We start from the raw sequence: 13,379 nt of genomic DNA on the forward strand, positions 1-13,379 counted from the left end.
GGGCGTTCCGTCATCCTCTCAACATCGTCCCTGATCACGCGCCCGCCGGCTCAATCGGCCAGCGCGCCAGACGAGGCCGCCGGCGGCACCGCCACGGGCAGCGAGATCCGGACCAGCGTGCCCTGCCCCGGCGCGCTCTCCACTGCGCAGCTTCCACCGACGAGTTCAGCAAATTCAGCCATTCCGATCAATCCGAAATGTCCGGGCGTCGGGACGACGGGATCGAAGCCGTGGCCGTCGTCGCGGATCTCCACGACAAGCCTTCGGCCGACTGGGGCCGCTTGCTCGAACGCGTAAAACGACACGCGGCGCGCCTCGGCATGCGCCTGGACGTTGCGCAGCGCCTCGCTGAGGATGCGTTGAACCGTCAGGCCGCAATCGCGCAATCCGCCGCGCGCCGCCTCGTCGATCTGGATCGAGACCCTGACGCCGCTGCGGGCGGCAAAGTCGCTCAGCAACCCTTCGACATCGGGATCGAGCTTCAGCTCGTCGGGCACCCGCAACCGGGCAATTGCCTCGCGGGCGCGGGCCAGGCCGCTCGCCGCGGCGTCTTCCGCGGTGGCAAGGCCATCCGCGACGCGCGCGGGATCGACCGACAGAAAATGCCGGATCAACCGGATCTGGGTCAGCAGCGCAACGATCGAGTGCACCAGCGTATCGTGCAGGTCGCGCGCCAGGCGAAGCCGGGTGCGCGCCAGCGAGGCGAAGCGCACCTCGGCGCTCGCCGCCTCGAGCTGCTGCTCCATCAGGCGCCGCGCGCGGCGCTCGCTGCCGAGCAGCGTCTCGACCTGACGCGCGGCGAAATCCGGCATCGCGATCACGAAATAGTGCGACTGCGCGCCATTCCACAGAATCACGGCGGTCAGCGGCTGGTCCATCCCGACCGAGGTGCCGCGCACGCCGGCCAGTGCGATGGTATCGCGCCGTCCCTCGGCAAGCGCCGCAAGCTCGGCTTCCATGCCGACCAGCAGCATGCAGTCGCAGCAATCGGCGCCGACAGCCGGAAGCCACTCGACCAGGCGGCCGATCTTCCGCACCATTCCGCGGTCGGCGCCGATGATGGCGAGGCCGATGACATCGGCTTCTGCCGCCGGAAGCAAATCCGCACTCAGATCGATCATGCGTTGCCCAAAAGCTCAGCGAGCGTCCCACTCTGGCGTAAGCCACCTGCGCCCGCAAACGAATATGACTTTCGTCATCACCGATCCTGACTTTCGTCAGATGCCGCCGCCAGCAGAAATACGGTTACTGATGCCTGATGAGCGGAAGCGCAAGCCATGCTGTGCCACATGCCGACGCCCATGGCGAAGCCCGCCGGGCTGCGTCCGGTCGACCAGAATGCGAGCTGACCATGAAGGCCGCGCCACGGAAATCGTCGCGCATCGAGCTGCGCATGTTGGCGGAGGCGGCGAAGCCCGTGCGGCGGCGTCGCCTGAGCGCGACGCAGAAGCTGGCACTGCAGGCCGCGCTCGACGGCCGGCTGCAGCTCTATCCGCGCGGATATGCCGCGAGCAAGACCGGGCCGTTTCATTCGCGGCGCGCCGTGCTCGGACTGGTGCGCGCCGGCCTGATGAGCCTCAGCGCGACGGCACGCTACGCCACCGTGACCAAGCGCGCGCGAGATAGCTATGCAGGCCCGCCGGCCGCTGCAGCCGGTGAATAGCCTAGCTGCGCGCCACCTCCCGCAGCCCGTATCTGCTGTTCCATTCACCCGACGGGTTGTCGTCTTGCGGTTGAAAGCCCGCGGATCACGATCGCGTTAGTTCCGCAGTCTAACTGCGAAGATAAGCTTTACAGTTTGTCTTCATATCTGCTATTCGAGCGGCATGAACAATTCATCGGGCCGTCCGGCATCCGCGCGCGTCTCGGCGCTGGCGGAAGACCTTCGTTTGCTGATCGGGAAGCTGCGGCGCCGGCTGCGTGAGCAGGGCGGTCAGAATGACCTGACGCCCTCGCAGACGTCGGTGCTGCTGCGTCTCGAGAAGGACGGTCCCGCGACGGTGTCGAGCCTGGCGCGCTCCGAAGCGATGCGTCCGCAGTCGATGAGCTCGGCGATATCAGCGCTCGAGGCCGCGGGCCTCGTCAGCGGCGCGCCCGATCCGGACGACGGACGGCAGACCATCATGTCGCTGACCGACGCCTGCCGTGAGCGGATCCGCGCCGGCCGCGCGGCAAAGCAGGATTTTCTGTCACGCACCATCGCGGCGCGGCTGTCGCCGCAGGAGCAGGACGAACTCGCCGCTGCCGTCAGGCTGTTGAAGCGGCTCACCGACGATTAACGGCCGCCATCGCGCGACCGCCGAGTGGCAGAAGGAAACGATCATGGCTCTCACGACGCTCGACCCGATCACGGCGCTGATCATTGTCGACCTGCAAAACGGGATTGTCGGCTATCCGCTGCTGCACCCGATCGCAGATATTGTAACGCGCTCGTCCGCCCTCGCCGCGGCGTTTCGACGCCACCGCCTGCCCGTCGTACTGGTCAATGTCGATAGCGGCGCGCCGGGACGTACGGAACGGCCGCGCCCCGGTGGGCCATTTCCCGATGGATGGACCGACCTGGTGCCTGAGCTCGACCGGCAGCCCTCCGACATCGTCGTGACCAAGCGGACATGGGGTGCCTTTGCCAGCACCGATCTCGAGAGCCGGCTGAAAGCGCATGGCGTTACGCAAGTCGTCATCACCGGCGTCGCGACCGGCACCGGCGTCGAATCAACCGCGCGGCAGGCCTATGAAGCCGGCTTCAACGTCACGCTCGCCACCGATGCCATGACCGACATGCGGCCGGACACCCACGACAACAGCATCGCAAACGTGTTCCCGCGGCTCGGCGAAACCGGCTCGACCCAAGAGATCATCGATCTCCTCGACAGGACGCATACGCATGAACTGGCTTGACCTCGTCGCCTATTTCTTCGGCGGCGCCTTCCTCACCAACGCCATTCCCCATGTCGTCGCCGGCATGATGGGCGAACCGTTTCAGAGCCCGTTCGCAAAACCGCGCGGCGAAGGCCTGTCGACATCGACCGTCAACATCGTGTGGGGCTTCTTCAACCTGTTCGTCGGATATCTGCTGGTCTGCCGCGTCGGCGAGTTCGGCTTGCGGACGACGAGCCACGTCGCCGCGCTGTTCCTCGGCGGACTGCTGATCGGCCTGTTGCTGGCGCGGCATTTCGGCCGGTTTCACGGCGGCAACGAACCCGGGCAATCATGAGACGAGTGTTCCGATCGCTGCGCAGCTTCAACTACCGGGTCTGGGCGGCCGGTGCGCTGGTGTCGAACATCGGGACCTGGATGCAGCGCGCCGCGCAGGACTGGCTGGTGCTGACCCAGCTCACCAATCACAGCGCATCCGCGGTCGGCATCGTGATGGCGCTGCAATTCGGGCCGCAACTTCTCTTGATGCCGTGGAGCGGCTTGGCCGCCGACCGCTTCAACCAGCGTAGGCTCTTGATGGCAACGCAGGCTGCGATGGGCACGCTGTCGTTGATCCTGGGCATCCTCACCGTCACCGGGCTGGTGCAGCTCTGGCACGTCTATGTGTTCGCCTTCCTGTTCGGCTGCAGCGCCGCACTCGATGCTCCCGTCCGCCAGACCTTCGTGGCCGAGCTGGTCGGCGATGCGGATCTGTCGAACGCGATCGCGCTGAACTCGACCTCGTTCAACGCCGCCCGCATGATCGGCCCTGCGGTGGCCGGCCTCGTCATCACCTCCGTCGGCACCGGCTGGGCGTTCCTGTTCAACGGGGTGTCGTTCATGGCGGTGCTGACCTCGCTGTCCTTCCTGCGCAAATCCGAGTTGCGGCCGAATGCACGCGCCCACCGCGCCAAGGGCGGCATCACGGAAGGCTTTCGCTACGTCTGGTCCCGCGCCGATCTCAGGGCGACGCTGGTGATGCTGTTCCTGATCGGGACCTTCGGGCTGAACTTCCCGATCTTCATCTCGACCATGGCCGTCGGCGTCTTCCATACCGATGCGCGTGGCTTCGGCCTGTTGTCGTCGATGATGGCGATCGGGACGATGTCCGGCGCGCTGCTGGCTGCGAGCCGCGAGCGCCCGCGGTTTGGCGCGCTGATGCTTGGAGCCGCAATCTTCGGCCTCGGCTGCACGCTGGCCGCGCTGGCGCCGAGCTACTGGCTGTTCGGTGCGGCGCTGATCGTGATCGGCATCGCCGCGCTGACCATCATGAACACCTCGAATGCGATGATGCAGCTCTCGACCGAGCCCGTGATGCGCGGACGCGTGATGGCGCTGCGGCTCGGCGTCGCCCTCGGCGGCACGCCGATCGGCGCACCGATCGTCGGCTGGGTCGCAGATCACCTCGGCCCGCGCTGGGCGCTCGGCGTTGCGGCCGCTGCGGGCTTTGCGGCGGCGCTGGTGGCAGTCGGCGTGCTGTGGCGCGGCAAGCTCGACGCGGACAAGCATTCCACCCTGCCGCACGCGGCGGAGTAAGCGAGACGGCTTGCCGCGAACCGGCTATGTTCCAGGACCTTGGCAAGCGGAAATCCGCTTCGGCTTGCGTCTGGACCGAAGGAAAGGCTCGTTCACTTTGCAACCAGGCACGCGATTGAAGAGGCCCCTCGGCTCCCGCAACGAGACTCTGTCCGTCGGCGTCAGCGACCAGGTCTATGAGACGACCAAGCTCGGCGCGGTGCTCGACATGCTGGCTAGTCAGGGTATTGCGACCGACGCCATCCTGCGCGACGCCAACATCGCGCTTGTGGATGTGCATTCGCCGCAGACGCGAATCTCGCTGGCACAGCTGATGACCGTGTGCCGCAACGCGCTGCGGCTATCGGCCGACCGTCATCTGCCCTATCAGATCGGCACCTCGATCCACATCTCGACCTACGGCATGTACGGCTATGCGCTGCTGTGCTGTCCCGACTTCCGCAAGGCGATGGAATTCGCGATGCGCTACCACGCGCTCGCGGCACCGCTGGCGACGATCGACTTCGGGGAAGACAAGACGTCGGGAAGATGGACCATCGAGCCCAACCTGCACGCCACGGGCGATGCCGCGCTCTACCGGTTCGTCACCGAGATGCAGATCGGCATCCACATCTCGCTGATGCGCGACATCATGGGGCCGGCGTTTGCGCCCTCCGAGATCCGGCTGGCCTATCCGCAAGCAGCCGACTTCGGCATTGCGCCGGATCATGTGCGATGCCCGGTGCGATACGATCGGAAGATCAACCAGATCGTTTTCGAGGCGCAATGGCTGGATCGGACTGCCGATCTCGGCAACAGGACGACCTATCCGACCATCGTCGCCCTGTGCGACGACCTGCTCGACGACCTGAAGCTGCGGGTCGGCGTTGCCGGAAAGATCCGCGCGGTCCTGCTCCGCGACATCGCAAACCCGCCGACCTTCGAGGCCATCGCAAAGCTGCTCGGTGTCAATGACCGCTCGCTGCGGCGACAGCTCCGTCAGCAGGGCTTTTCGTTTCGCGGGCTGCACGACGAGCTGCGCACCCAGATCGCGCTGAAATATCTCCGCCACACGACGCTCGCCAACGAAGACATCGCCCTTGCGCTCGGCTTCAGCGATGCGGCCAATTTCCGCCGCGCGTTCCACCGCTGGACCAACAAGGCACCGAGCGACATCCGCGGAGAATAGTCGCGGTCATCGCATGGCTGGACACATTCTAGAGCATTTTCGGTTCTGATTGAATCAGAACCGAAGCTCTAGCTTTTTGTTTTGACGCGTTTTCTTCACGCGAACCGGTATCCACTTCGCTCGAAAACGCTCTAGTCTAGAAGACGTATGAGGTCTTGTTCGGCTGCACGGTCAAGCGGAAGGCGACTTCGGTCGAGCCGTCCATCAGCTCGAGCACTTGGTCGCAGATCAGGCATCGAAACTCGCCGGCGACGCCACCCATCGACGTCAATTCGATCCGGCGATAGCCGGCCTGACATTTTGGACAGGTCAAGTCTGATTTGCGCATGGAATCAGTAAGCGGTTGCTTCGCCCATCTTCCCACATCCCATGGATGAAAATGTGACGGCGACGCCGGCAACATCCGCTAAAACGCCATGAGTTCGGATTGAATGGTCATCGGTGAGTGTAGACGGCCGTCGGCGGCCGATAGGGGAAGGCCGAGACCCCGAAGTTGCGGCCATATTGCTGCTGCACCGCCGGCACGTTGACGACGCCCACCTTGAGATCCTGCGATTTCGCGTCGATCGGCGGCGTGTTGGTGACGGGCGGATTGACCTGATCGACCTGCTTCCTGAGCCGCGCGTTGATGCAATTGAGCGACTGACCGCCGCCCGCCGCATCGCAGTGCTCCGGCCCGGTGGCTCCTGCAGCCGGACCGTGACCCGCCGAGCCGGCGTTGCCGGGAGCGCGATTGAGGTTGACCGAAGGCGGGGGCGCGCCGACGATGATTTCGGGCAGGGCCGTATGCTGCTGTTGCTGTGGCGGCTGCTGCGCATGCGCGGGCACGGCCGCCACTATGAAAACGGCAATCGCTGCGGTGACTGACTTCATCGGTGCTGCTCCTTGCAGAACCCTGGCCTGCTTCCGACGTAGGAAGCCGATACATCGCGATCAATGCGGCTGATGCGTTACTTTCCCGCGCGGACCTGAACAACGAGCGCATTCAGCCGCGTGTTGAGCGCGACGAGATCGACGCGTCCAATGCGCGCGACGCCGACGCATTTGCGGCCGCACCCTCCGCCACCAACACCACCGCTACGCATCGGCTCGCCGAAGGTCGCGACCGGAACCGTTCCGGTCACCCGGAAGCCGCGGGCAGCCAATCGGGCGCGCACCGCCACGCAATAGTTGACGGACAAATAGGAGAAGCGGATTTCGCCATGGCCGGCGCGATACTTCATGACGGCGGTGCAGAGGTCGCCTCCCGCGAGACGCCACGCCTGGGCCAGATACATCACCCCGTAGTGAACGTTGTTTTCAGGGATCGCGAGTTCGGCAAGCGACCCGGTGAAACCGAGCATGCGCGCGGTCGACGGCAGCAGCTGCATCAGCCCGATCTCGCCGACGCCGCCGATCACACTCGCGTTGTAGCCGCTCTCCACGCCCATCACCGCCTCGGCGATCTCCGGCGCGAGGCCCGTTCCGGCCGCCTCCTTCTCGATCAACGCGCGATAATGCGAGCGCGCGTCGGGCACGGCATCGGTTCGGCTGGTGAACGGAAGCTTGAGTTGATTTTTGGACTGGTCCTTTTGATCCCTGGACGGAGGCCCGTCGTCGCTCTTGGCGGGAGGATCTTTGGCTGCGTCCTTTGCCGGCTCGGTGGATGTGACCGCCGCTTCGGCCGGCTTCGCCGTTGCATCGGCCTCCGGCGCAGCCGCAGCCGGTCGCGCAAGGCAAAGCGCCACGGCGACGACCAGCCCAGCGGCCACATACGTCTCCCCACGGCTAGCCGCGCAGAGCAGCGCCTGCGCGCGCCCGAAGCAACGCTCCTTCATGGTGAAGGCATGGTCCGTCATTCTCGTCGCGGGTCCTGTTCGAACGCCGGGCACGCCGGCGCGGCTATTGGATCGTGGGAGTTGCCCCCTGCTCGGTGCTGCGGTCATTCGCCGGCTGCTGCACGGCCGCATTCGGCTGCGGGGCCGCGGCCACCGCGCCGCTCCTCGCGGCGAGCTTGGGCAATTCCTCGCGCAGATAGGCGATCAGCTCCTGGACCAGGCGGTCCCAGATTTCGATCTGGGCGCGCAGATAGTTCGGCGCGACGCCGCCCGCGACGGAGACATCGAGGCAGAACGCCAGGAACGGCGGGCTGAGCTGCAGCCGCCCGAACCGCCGCGTCGCATTCCAGCGGTTGACGAGGTCGAGCGGCAATTCGCCCTGCACCTGCAACGTGGTCACCAGCGTGACGTCGACAAACCCCTGCTCGTCGCCGACCAGGCGGTTGCCCGGCCGGATCTCGAAGCCCAACCCCGCCGTCGCCGAACGCAGATAGGTCGTGTTGGCGACCGGATCGGTCAGCGTCTCGACGCGATAGCCGACATTCTGAAAGCTGTCGCGCAACGCTTCGATGGTGAGGGTGGTGATGGTCTCGGTCATCGTGATCTCCGCACTGTTCTATTTCTTGGGGGCGTCGAGCAGGCTCGACAGCGCAAGCTCGTTGAGGACCGGCGGATGCTGCTTGAGCAGCTCGGCGAGATAGGCCCGCCGCATCATCTGCGAACGTTCGGCGCGGATCTGCTGCACCAACTGGTCGCGCACCTCCGGCAGGGTGCGGGTGTAGGACGCCCGGGTATCGATCAGCTTGACGATGTGCCAGCCGTCGTCGAGCTTGATCGGCTCGGACACGGTGTTCTTGGCGAGGCCCATCACCTGGCTGCGGATCTCAGGACGGAGCTGGGTTTCCGGAACCCAGCCGAGGTCGCCGCCATCCTTGGCGGCGTTGCCGTCGCCGCCCGCGACCGCGGTGAAGTCCGCACCCGGCGCTTTCAACTTGCGCTGGACGTCGTCGAGCTGCTGCCTGGCCTTGTCCTCGGCAGCCTTGTCGCCCTCCTTCGGCGCGGCAATGAAGATCTGCGCGAGCTGGAATTGGCGCGGCACCAGGAAGGAAGCGCGATAGGCGTCGTAGACCTTCTGCAAATCATCGTCGCTCGGGAAGCTGGCCGGCGGCGTCGAGACCGATTGCAGATAGAGCTCGACCAGCGCGGCCTCCCGCGCCCGCGCGAGCTGAGCGGTGATCGCAGGTTGCTGATCCCACTTCTTGGCCTGCAACTCCTGCAGCACCAGGCGGTTGGCGAGCAGCAGGCGGACCGCCTGGCTGAGCGCGGCCGGATCCTTGGCCAGCGCCGCCTGCTCGCGCGCGCCAAGCGCCGCGACATAGCTGCGCAGATCATCCGCCGAGATGTTGGCATCGCCGACGCGCCCGATGATCTCCTCATTCGCCTTGGCAGGCGCCGGAGCCGGGGCAGTCGCCGGCGCGGGAGTGGCGGCAGCCTGGGCCGCCGCGGGCTGCGGCTGCGATTTTGGCTTGGCGGCTTGCGCCATCCGCGGCGCCGGTGCCGCGGATTGCGCCGGCGCGTCGAAAGGCGCAACGAGAACCGTGACGGCGGCAACCAGCCCGATCGATCGAAGCGATTTCACGATGTGGAGATTGCTCATGGGTTTACCTTCTGATCGAGGAACCTGTCCTGGTCGTCCTGCAGCTGGTTCTGGATCTCGACCCGGCGCAGCCCAAATGCCGGCTCGTGCGCGACCAGGATTTCGCCGATGGTCACGTCCCTGTAACGCTTCACCATGTCCTTGCCGGCCTTGACCAACTGAGTGTTCTTGGCGACGCAGCTCTTGGTGCTGGCCTTGTAGGTCGTGGCCTCACTCTCGAACTTGGCGCGCTCGGCGTCCTTGCTGCGGGCGACGTTCGCGGCGTCCTCATAGGCCGTCTTCCATTTCTCCAGCGTCTCCTCCCGCTCGGTGAGCCGCTGATTGAACTCCTCGACCGCGTCGCTGTGTTCCTTCTGCTCTTTCTTCAGCTGCGCCTTGACGTCCTCGACCTCCTTCTTCGCCGCGGCCTCCTTGCGCTCGGCATCAGCGACCTTGGCCTGCAGCGCGGTCCGCTGATCTTCCAGCGCACGCATCTGCGCCGTCGTGCTGCGCAAGGCGTCGCGCAGCCGGTCGGATTCGGACTGGGCGAATGCAGTGCCGGAGCTCAGGACTCCGACCACCGCCATCACCAGGAAAGCAATGATGCGCATGTTCAGAACCTGGCGTTGAGGTCGACTTGCAGGACGTCGACGGCATAGGGGCTGCCGGCGATGCCGTTGGCGCTCATCCAACGCAGCGCGGCCCAGACATTCTCGCCGAGGCCGACATTGCCGCCGAGGAAGTAGCCCTTGAGGTTGGTGCCGCCGAGGCCAAAGTCGGGATCGACGAAGGCATCGAGAGTGGCATCCGACTCCAGATATTTGTAGCCGGCGTGCACATTCCAATCCCAGAGATGCTTGATCTCCTTGTCGCCCACCGTGACGCGGCCGATCCAGCCCTGATTGCCGCCGTTGTACGTCCCGGGCGTGGTCCCACCATCCGGACTCGGCCCGAGATTGTTGACAGCCAACGTCGTCATCAGGGAGCGGCTGAAGGCCGTGTTGTAGATATATTCGCCGTCGAGCACGATGTGGGCCGGATGGAAATGTCCGAGATCAAGCTGCCCGCTGACGACCAAGGGACGGTATTGGCCGACCAGCCCGAAATATTGAAACTGATTGATCGTGCCACCCTGGTTGCCCCCGGCGACTCCGACCAGATCGGGAATGATGTTACGCAGCGGGAAGTAGGTATTTCCCCTTTGCGCGAAGGTCGGTCGGGTCAAGTCGGTATCGCAAACATCAGATGAGCTCTCGACGATGCAAGGGCTCGAGAACTGGCCCTGCACGTTGTCGAAGTCATAATATGCGACGCCGAACCGGAAGGCGTATTCCGGGTTGATGCGTGCGTTGAAGCCGACCTGACCTCCAAACAGCCACTTGTCGCGGCTCGGAAACTTGGTCGGAGCGCCGGTGACCGGGTCCACCAGATTAATGCCGCTGTTGAAATCGGTATTGTAGATCGGGAATGCGCCGGCCACCGCGAAGGGCGTGAAGCCTTCGTAGACCTCATGCTTTGCCTGGACGGCGAAGCCATCGAAGCCAAGCTCACGGTACCAAACCAGATCGGTCGGCGACCAGAACGGATTGTCAAAGCGCCCCGCCGAGAGGCTCAGATCACCACTCCAACCCTGCCAGTTGATGTAGCCGCGATCGAGCCACAGCGCGGATTTCGAGAAATTGCCACCGCCACCGCCGAGCGTCTCGTTGGTGGATACTGGTGAGTTGTTGTCACCAGTTGCTATGCGCAGGCCGGCTGTGAACCCGTAGAGCAGATCCGCATCCATGCCGAGCCGGCCACGGAACCGGAACTGATTGCGGTCCTGCGTGGTGTTGTAGGTTGGCGCATAGGTTTGGTTTCCGTGCGATATGTCATACGGCGACCCGGTATTGATCGCGTTGAAATTGATCGGGTTGAGCTGGTCGTTGCCGGCCGGGAAATAGTTGCCCTGATAGCGCACGCGCGCATCGCCGTAGAAATGGATGCGCTGCGCCCATTCCGGATACTTGCCGGGCGACGCCCAGTTTTCCTTTTCCGCCTTGGCCATCACCTCCTGCTTAATCTCTTCACGTAACTGTCGTTTGACGACTTCCGGAACGTAGGTGACGTGCTTGGTTCCCGGCGGCTGCGCCGCGGCGCTCGCCGCCGTCGCGGCCTTGGCGGCTTCGTCCGCCTTGCTGGAAGCGTCCTTGGCGGCCTGACGGGAAATGTAGGCCTCGTCCTCGGCCTGCTTGATCAGCGCCTTGGCCTGCTCCTCCTTGAGGATGCCCTGCTGGACCAGCAGATTGACCAGGTTGATCGTCGCGTTCGGCGACGTCGGCTTCGTGCTCAAGACCTTGCCGTCGGATCGCTTCGCCGCGGGAGCAGGCGCCTGGTCCGTCGCGCTCTGGGCCAGAGCGGGCGTGATGCATGCGAGCGCGCTCAGCGACATCGCAAGCGGCAACGCGCGCCACTCTGCGTCAGCTTTGATCCTAAACATCAGTCCCCCAGTTCTCACTCGCACATTGAAAATTGACATTTGCGTCTCGTCAGGTCGGCCGCCGCGCCGTGACGCGCGTGACCACCGGCATCGGCATGTCCTTTGGCGGCGGCTCGCGCAGCGTCAGGTGGCCGAGCACGTCGTTGCGGATCGCCGCGTCGATCTCGGCATCGCCGGTCGACGGCGTCATCACCACCCGGCTGATGCGGCCGGAACTGTCGGCCCACAGCCGCACCTGGACCTGCGTCGTCATGTTGCGCGTCTTCGGATTGGCGCGGAGCGCCGCCTCGATCTGCGACGTCACGATGGTGGCGTACCAGCCCCAGCGACTGCCCCCGCCGCCGCCCCCGCCATAGGGGTTGCCGCCGGGCTTGCCGCCGAGGTTGAACAAATCGCCGGGCCCCGTCGGCTTGGCATCGAGCGACAGCGGACCGGGCGGATCTTCGTTCTTGGCTTCCTTGGCCGGCGCGTCCTTCGGCTTCTCGACCGGCTTCTCTTCCTTGATCTCGGGGTCAGCCATCTTGGGCTGATCGATCATCTTCTGCTCGGGCGCCTGCGGTGGAGGTGGCGGCGGCGGTGGAGGCGGCGGCAGGGTCACATTGACGATGGTGAGATCGCGCCGCTGAACCGGCGGCGGCAGATCGTCATGGCCGATGAAGAAATAGACGACGCCGGAGATGAACAGCGCGGCCAGCACCGCCACCGAACCATAGCGCAGCATCGGAAAGCGGCGGTCCCTGGAGTCGGCGATCGTCTTCCTGCCGGCCGGACGCGGCGGCGCGCCAGCCGCGGGCGCAGCGTCGATCTCGCGATCCCCAGCGGATTCGACCGCGTGCGCGGACTGCGTGTTCTGGTCCCGCACCGGCACGTTCATGGCGCGGTCTCCTTCGAAGAGCTCCGCTCGATCAGCCGGTCGTCGACATACTGCACGACGAAACTGGCCAGTGCGTCGAAATCCGTGGTCTTCAGGATCACCTTGGTGTCGGGCGTCGCGTCGATCGCCGCCTGATAGACCGAAAGCTCGCTCAAATAATCCACATAGGCCGAGCCATCGATCGAGAGCCGCACCCGCGGGGTTCGCAAGATCGTCAGGCACAGCGGATTGTGGTCGGGCTGCCGGCCCGCGACGCGGCGGCGCAGCGCGTCCGCCAGCTTGACCAGCAGCGCCTCGCCATGGAGAGGAAACGGCAGCACCTCGGCGCGCGGCTGCCCGCTCGCACCGGGCTGAGCCGGGATCACGCGAAGCTCGCCGGTCTGGATCAGCGCCGGCTGTTGCGCAGCCTCGGCGCATCCCTCAGCGACGACGCCGACGCTCTGATCAAACGATTTCATCACGCCGCTCAACCACGACCGCAGCGTCCTGCGCTGCGGGAAGGGAAAGGGTGCTGGTTGCGTGATCATGGCGGCGCCTCTCGGGCTGGCTCACTTCACGAGCGGCTTGGTCGCAAGGCCGACCTGGGTCAGGCCGATGCGGCTGAGCAGATCGAACACGTCCATCACGCTCTGGTACTGCACCTGCGCATCGCCGCGCAGCACCACCGGAAATTCCGGCGTCAGCGCCTTCTGCTGCACCAGGCGCTGCTCGAGCTCGGCGAGGGTGACCGGAACGGTGTCGAGGAAGATCTTGCCGTCATTGGCAACCGTGATCGCCTTGGTGGTCTGCGTCGCCAGGCTCGGCGCCGCCGAGGCCTTGGGCAGGTTGACCTTCTGCCCCTGCACGGTCGCCGTGGTCATGATGATGAAGATCACCAGCAGCACATAGGCGAGGTCCAACATCGGGGTGATGTTGATGTCGTCATACGGCTTGGCATCGCTCTGGACCTGCAT

The 13,379-nt window shown here is 65.2% G+C and carries 17 protein-coding genes; 6 read left to right on the plus strand and 11 right to left on the minus strand.

The window, feature by feature from the left end; all coding sequences use genetic code 11:
• Positions 1-50: 50 nt before the first annotated feature.
• Positions 51-1,121: a sensor histidine kinase gene (locus tag IC762_RS34105; RefSeq protein ID WP_195786450.1), complete on the minus strand. Its 1,071-nt coding sequence runs from the start codon at positions 1,119-1,121 to the stop codon at positions 51-53.
• A gap of 230 nt (positions 1,122-1,351) precedes the next feature.
• On the opposite strand from IC762_RS34105, the gene IC762_RS34110 reads away from it, so the two are divergent.
• From IC762_RS34110 to IC762_RS34135, 6 genes are all read left to right on the plus strand, one after another.
• Positions 1,352-1,663 (plus strand): hypothetical protein, encoded by a 312-nt coding sequence (locus IC762_RS34110; protein ID WP_246801361.1) that lies wholly within the window; start codon positions 1,352-1,354, stop codon positions 1,661-1,663.
• Positions 1,664-1,826: 163 nt separating this feature from the next.
• Entirely contained in the window at positions 1,827-2,279 is a 453-nt protein-coding gene (locus IC762_RS34115) for a MarR family winged helix-turn-helix transcriptional regulator (protein WP_195786452.1), read from the plus strand.
• Between the two features lie 43 nt (positions 2,280-2,322).
• The gene (locus tag IC762_RS34120; RefSeq protein ID WP_195786453.1) at positions 2,323-2,898 is read left to right on the plus strand and encodes an isochorismatase family protein; all 576 of its coding nucleotides are present in this window, start codon (positions 2,323-2,325) and stop codon (positions 2,896-2,898) included.
• Positions 2,885-3,214, plus strand: coding sequence for a hypothetical protein (locus IC762_RS34125; RefSeq protein WP_195786454.1), 330 nt, complete (start codon positions 2,885-2,887; stop codon positions 3,212-3,214). Before IC762_RS34120 ends, IC762_RS34125 begins: the two co-directional genes overlap by 14 nt.
• Entirely contained in the window at positions 3,211-4,452 is a 1,242-nt protein-coding gene (locus IC762_RS34130) for an MFS transporter (RefSeq protein ID WP_195786455.1), read from the plus strand. Before IC762_RS34125 ends, IC762_RS34130 begins: the two co-directional genes overlap by 4 nt.
• 115 nt (positions 4,453-4,567) lie before the next feature.
• Positions 4,568-5,620: an AraC family transcriptional regulator gene (locus IC762_RS34135; protein ID WP_195786456.1), complete on the plus strand. Its 1,053-nt coding sequence runs from the start codon at positions 4,568-4,570 to the stop codon at positions 5,618-5,620.
• A 136-nt stretch (positions 5,621-5,756) separates the two neighbouring features.
• Here the strand turns inward: IC762_RS34135 and IC762_RS34140 are convergent, their stop codons facing one another.
• The 10 genes from IC762_RS34140 to IC762_RS34185 all read right to left on the minus strand — a co-directional run bounded on the left by IC762_RS34140 (position 5,757) and on the right by IC762_RS34185 (position 13,379).
• Entirely contained in the window at positions 5,757-5,933 is a 177-nt protein-coding gene (locus IC762_RS34140) for a hypothetical protein (protein WP_246801362.1), read from the minus strand.
• 122 nt (positions 5,934-6,055) lie between these two features.
• The gene (locus tag IC762_RS35535) at positions 6,056-6,493 is read right to left on the minus strand and encodes a hypothetical protein (protein ID WP_246801363.1); all 438 of its coding nucleotides are present in this window, start codon (positions 6,491-6,493) and stop codon (positions 6,056-6,058) included.
• A 77-nt stretch (positions 6,494-6,570) separates the two neighbouring features.
• Positions 6,571-7,359, minus strand: coding sequence for a lytic transglycosylase domain-containing protein (locus tag IC762_RS34150; RefSeq protein ID WP_433995932.1), 789 nt, complete (start codon positions 7,357-7,359; stop codon positions 6,571-6,573).
• A 142-nt stretch (positions 7,360-7,501) separates the two neighbouring features.
• Positions 7,502-8,035: a YbjN domain-containing protein gene (locus tag IC762_RS34155; protein WP_195786458.1), complete on the minus strand. Its 534-nt coding sequence runs from the start codon at positions 8,033-8,035 to the stop codon at positions 7,502-7,504.
• An 18-nt stretch (positions 8,036-8,053) separates the two neighbouring features.
• The gene (locus IC762_RS34160) at positions 8,054-9,094 is read right to left on the minus strand and encodes a peptidylprolyl isomerase (protein WP_195786459.1); all 1,041 of its coding nucleotides are present in this window, start codon (positions 9,092-9,094) and stop codon (positions 8,054-8,056) included.
• Positions 9,091-9,684: a hypothetical protein gene (locus IC762_RS34165; protein ID WP_195786460.1), complete on the minus strand. Its 594-nt coding sequence runs from the start codon at positions 9,682-9,684 to the stop codon at positions 9,091-9,093. The genes IC762_RS34160 and IC762_RS34165 overlap by 4 nt, the downstream gene beginning before the upstream one ends.
• 2 nt (positions 9,685-9,686) lie before the next feature.
• Entirely contained in the window at positions 9,687-11,552 is a 1,866-nt protein-coding gene (locus tag IC762_RS34170) for a putative porin (protein WP_195786461.1), read from the minus strand.
• A gap of 49 nt (positions 11,553-11,601) precedes the next feature.
• Positions 11,602-12,273, minus strand: a complete 672-nt coding sequence (locus tag IC762_RS34175) for a TonB C-terminal domain-containing protein (RefSeq protein WP_195790412.1) — start codon at positions 12,271-12,273, stop codon at positions 11,602-11,604.
• 149 nt (positions 12,274-12,422) lie between these two features.
• Complete coding sequence (locus IC762_RS34180) at positions 12,423-12,884, minus strand: hypothetical protein (protein ID WP_246801364.1); 462 nt, start codon at positions 12,882-12,884, stop codon at positions 12,423-12,425.
• A gap of 90 nt (positions 12,885-12,974) precedes the next feature.
• Complete coding sequence (locus tag IC762_RS34185; protein WP_195786462.1) at positions 12,975-13,379, minus strand: ExbD/TolR family protein; 405 nt, start codon at positions 13,377-13,379, stop codon at positions 12,975-12,977.

Origin of the sequence: Bradyrhizobium genosp. L (assembly GCF_015624485.1) — a bacterium.
Classification (GTDB): domain Bacteria; phylum Pseudomonadota; class Alphaproteobacteria; order Rhizobiales; family Xanthobacteraceae; genus Bradyrhizobium.

Bases quoted from the DNA above. Each gene is read 5' to 3' on its own strand.
- IC762_RS34105 (WP_195786450.1), bottom strand. From the start codon at position 1,121: ATGATCGATCTGAGTGCGGATTTGCTTCCGGCGGCAGAAGCCGATGTC.
- IC762_RS34110 (WP_246801361.1), top strand. From the start codon at position 1,352: ATGAAGGCCGCGCCACGGAAATCGTCGCGCATCGAGCTGCGCATGTTG.
- IC762_RS34115 (WP_195786452.1), top strand. From the start codon at position 1,827: ATGAACAATTCATCGGGCCGTCCGGCATCCGCGCGCGTCTCGGCGCTG.
- IC762_RS34120 (WP_195786453.1), top strand. From the start codon at position 2,323: ATGGCTCTCACGACGCTCGACCCGATCACGGCGCTGATCATTGTCGAC.
- IC762_RS34125 (WP_195786454.1), top strand. From the start codon at position 2,885: ATGAACTGGCTTGACCTCGTCGCCTATTTCTTCGGCGGCGCCTTCCTC.
- IC762_RS34130 (WP_195786455.1), top strand. From the start codon at position 3,211: ATGAGACGAGTGTTCCGATCGCTGCGCAGCTTCAACTACCGGGTCTGG.
- IC762_RS35535 (WP_246801363.1), bottom strand. From the start codon at position 6,493: ATGAAGTCAGTCACCGCAGCGATTGCCGTTTTCATAGTGGCGGCCGTG.
- IC762_RS34155 (WP_195786458.1), bottom strand. From the start codon at position 8,035: ATGACCGAGACCATCACCACCCTCACCATCGAAGCGTTGCGCGACAGC.
- IC762_RS34160 (WP_195786459.1), bottom strand. From the start codon at position 9,094: ATGAGCAATCTCCACATCGTGAAATCGCTTCGATCGATCGGGCTGGTT.
- IC762_RS34165 (WP_195786460.1), bottom strand. From the start codon at position 9,684: ATGCGCATCATTGCTTTCCTGGTGATGGCGGTGGTCGGAGTCCTGAGC.
- IC762_RS34170 (WP_195786461.1), bottom strand. From the start codon at position 11,552: ATGTTTAGGATCAAAGCTGACGCAGAGTGGCGCGCGTTGCCGCTTGCG.
- IC762_RS34175 (WP_195790412.1), bottom strand. From the start codon at position 12,273: ATGCTGCGCTATGGTTCGGTGGCGGTGCTGGCCGCGCTGTTCATCTCC.
- IC762_RS34180 (WP_246801364.1), bottom strand. From the start codon at position 12,884: ATGAAATCGTTTGATCAGAGCGTCGGCGTCGTCGCTGAGGGATGCGCC.
- IC762_RS34185 (WP_195786462.1), bottom strand. From the start codon at position 13,379: ATGCAGGTCCAGAGCGATGCCAAGCCGTATGACGACATCAACATCACC.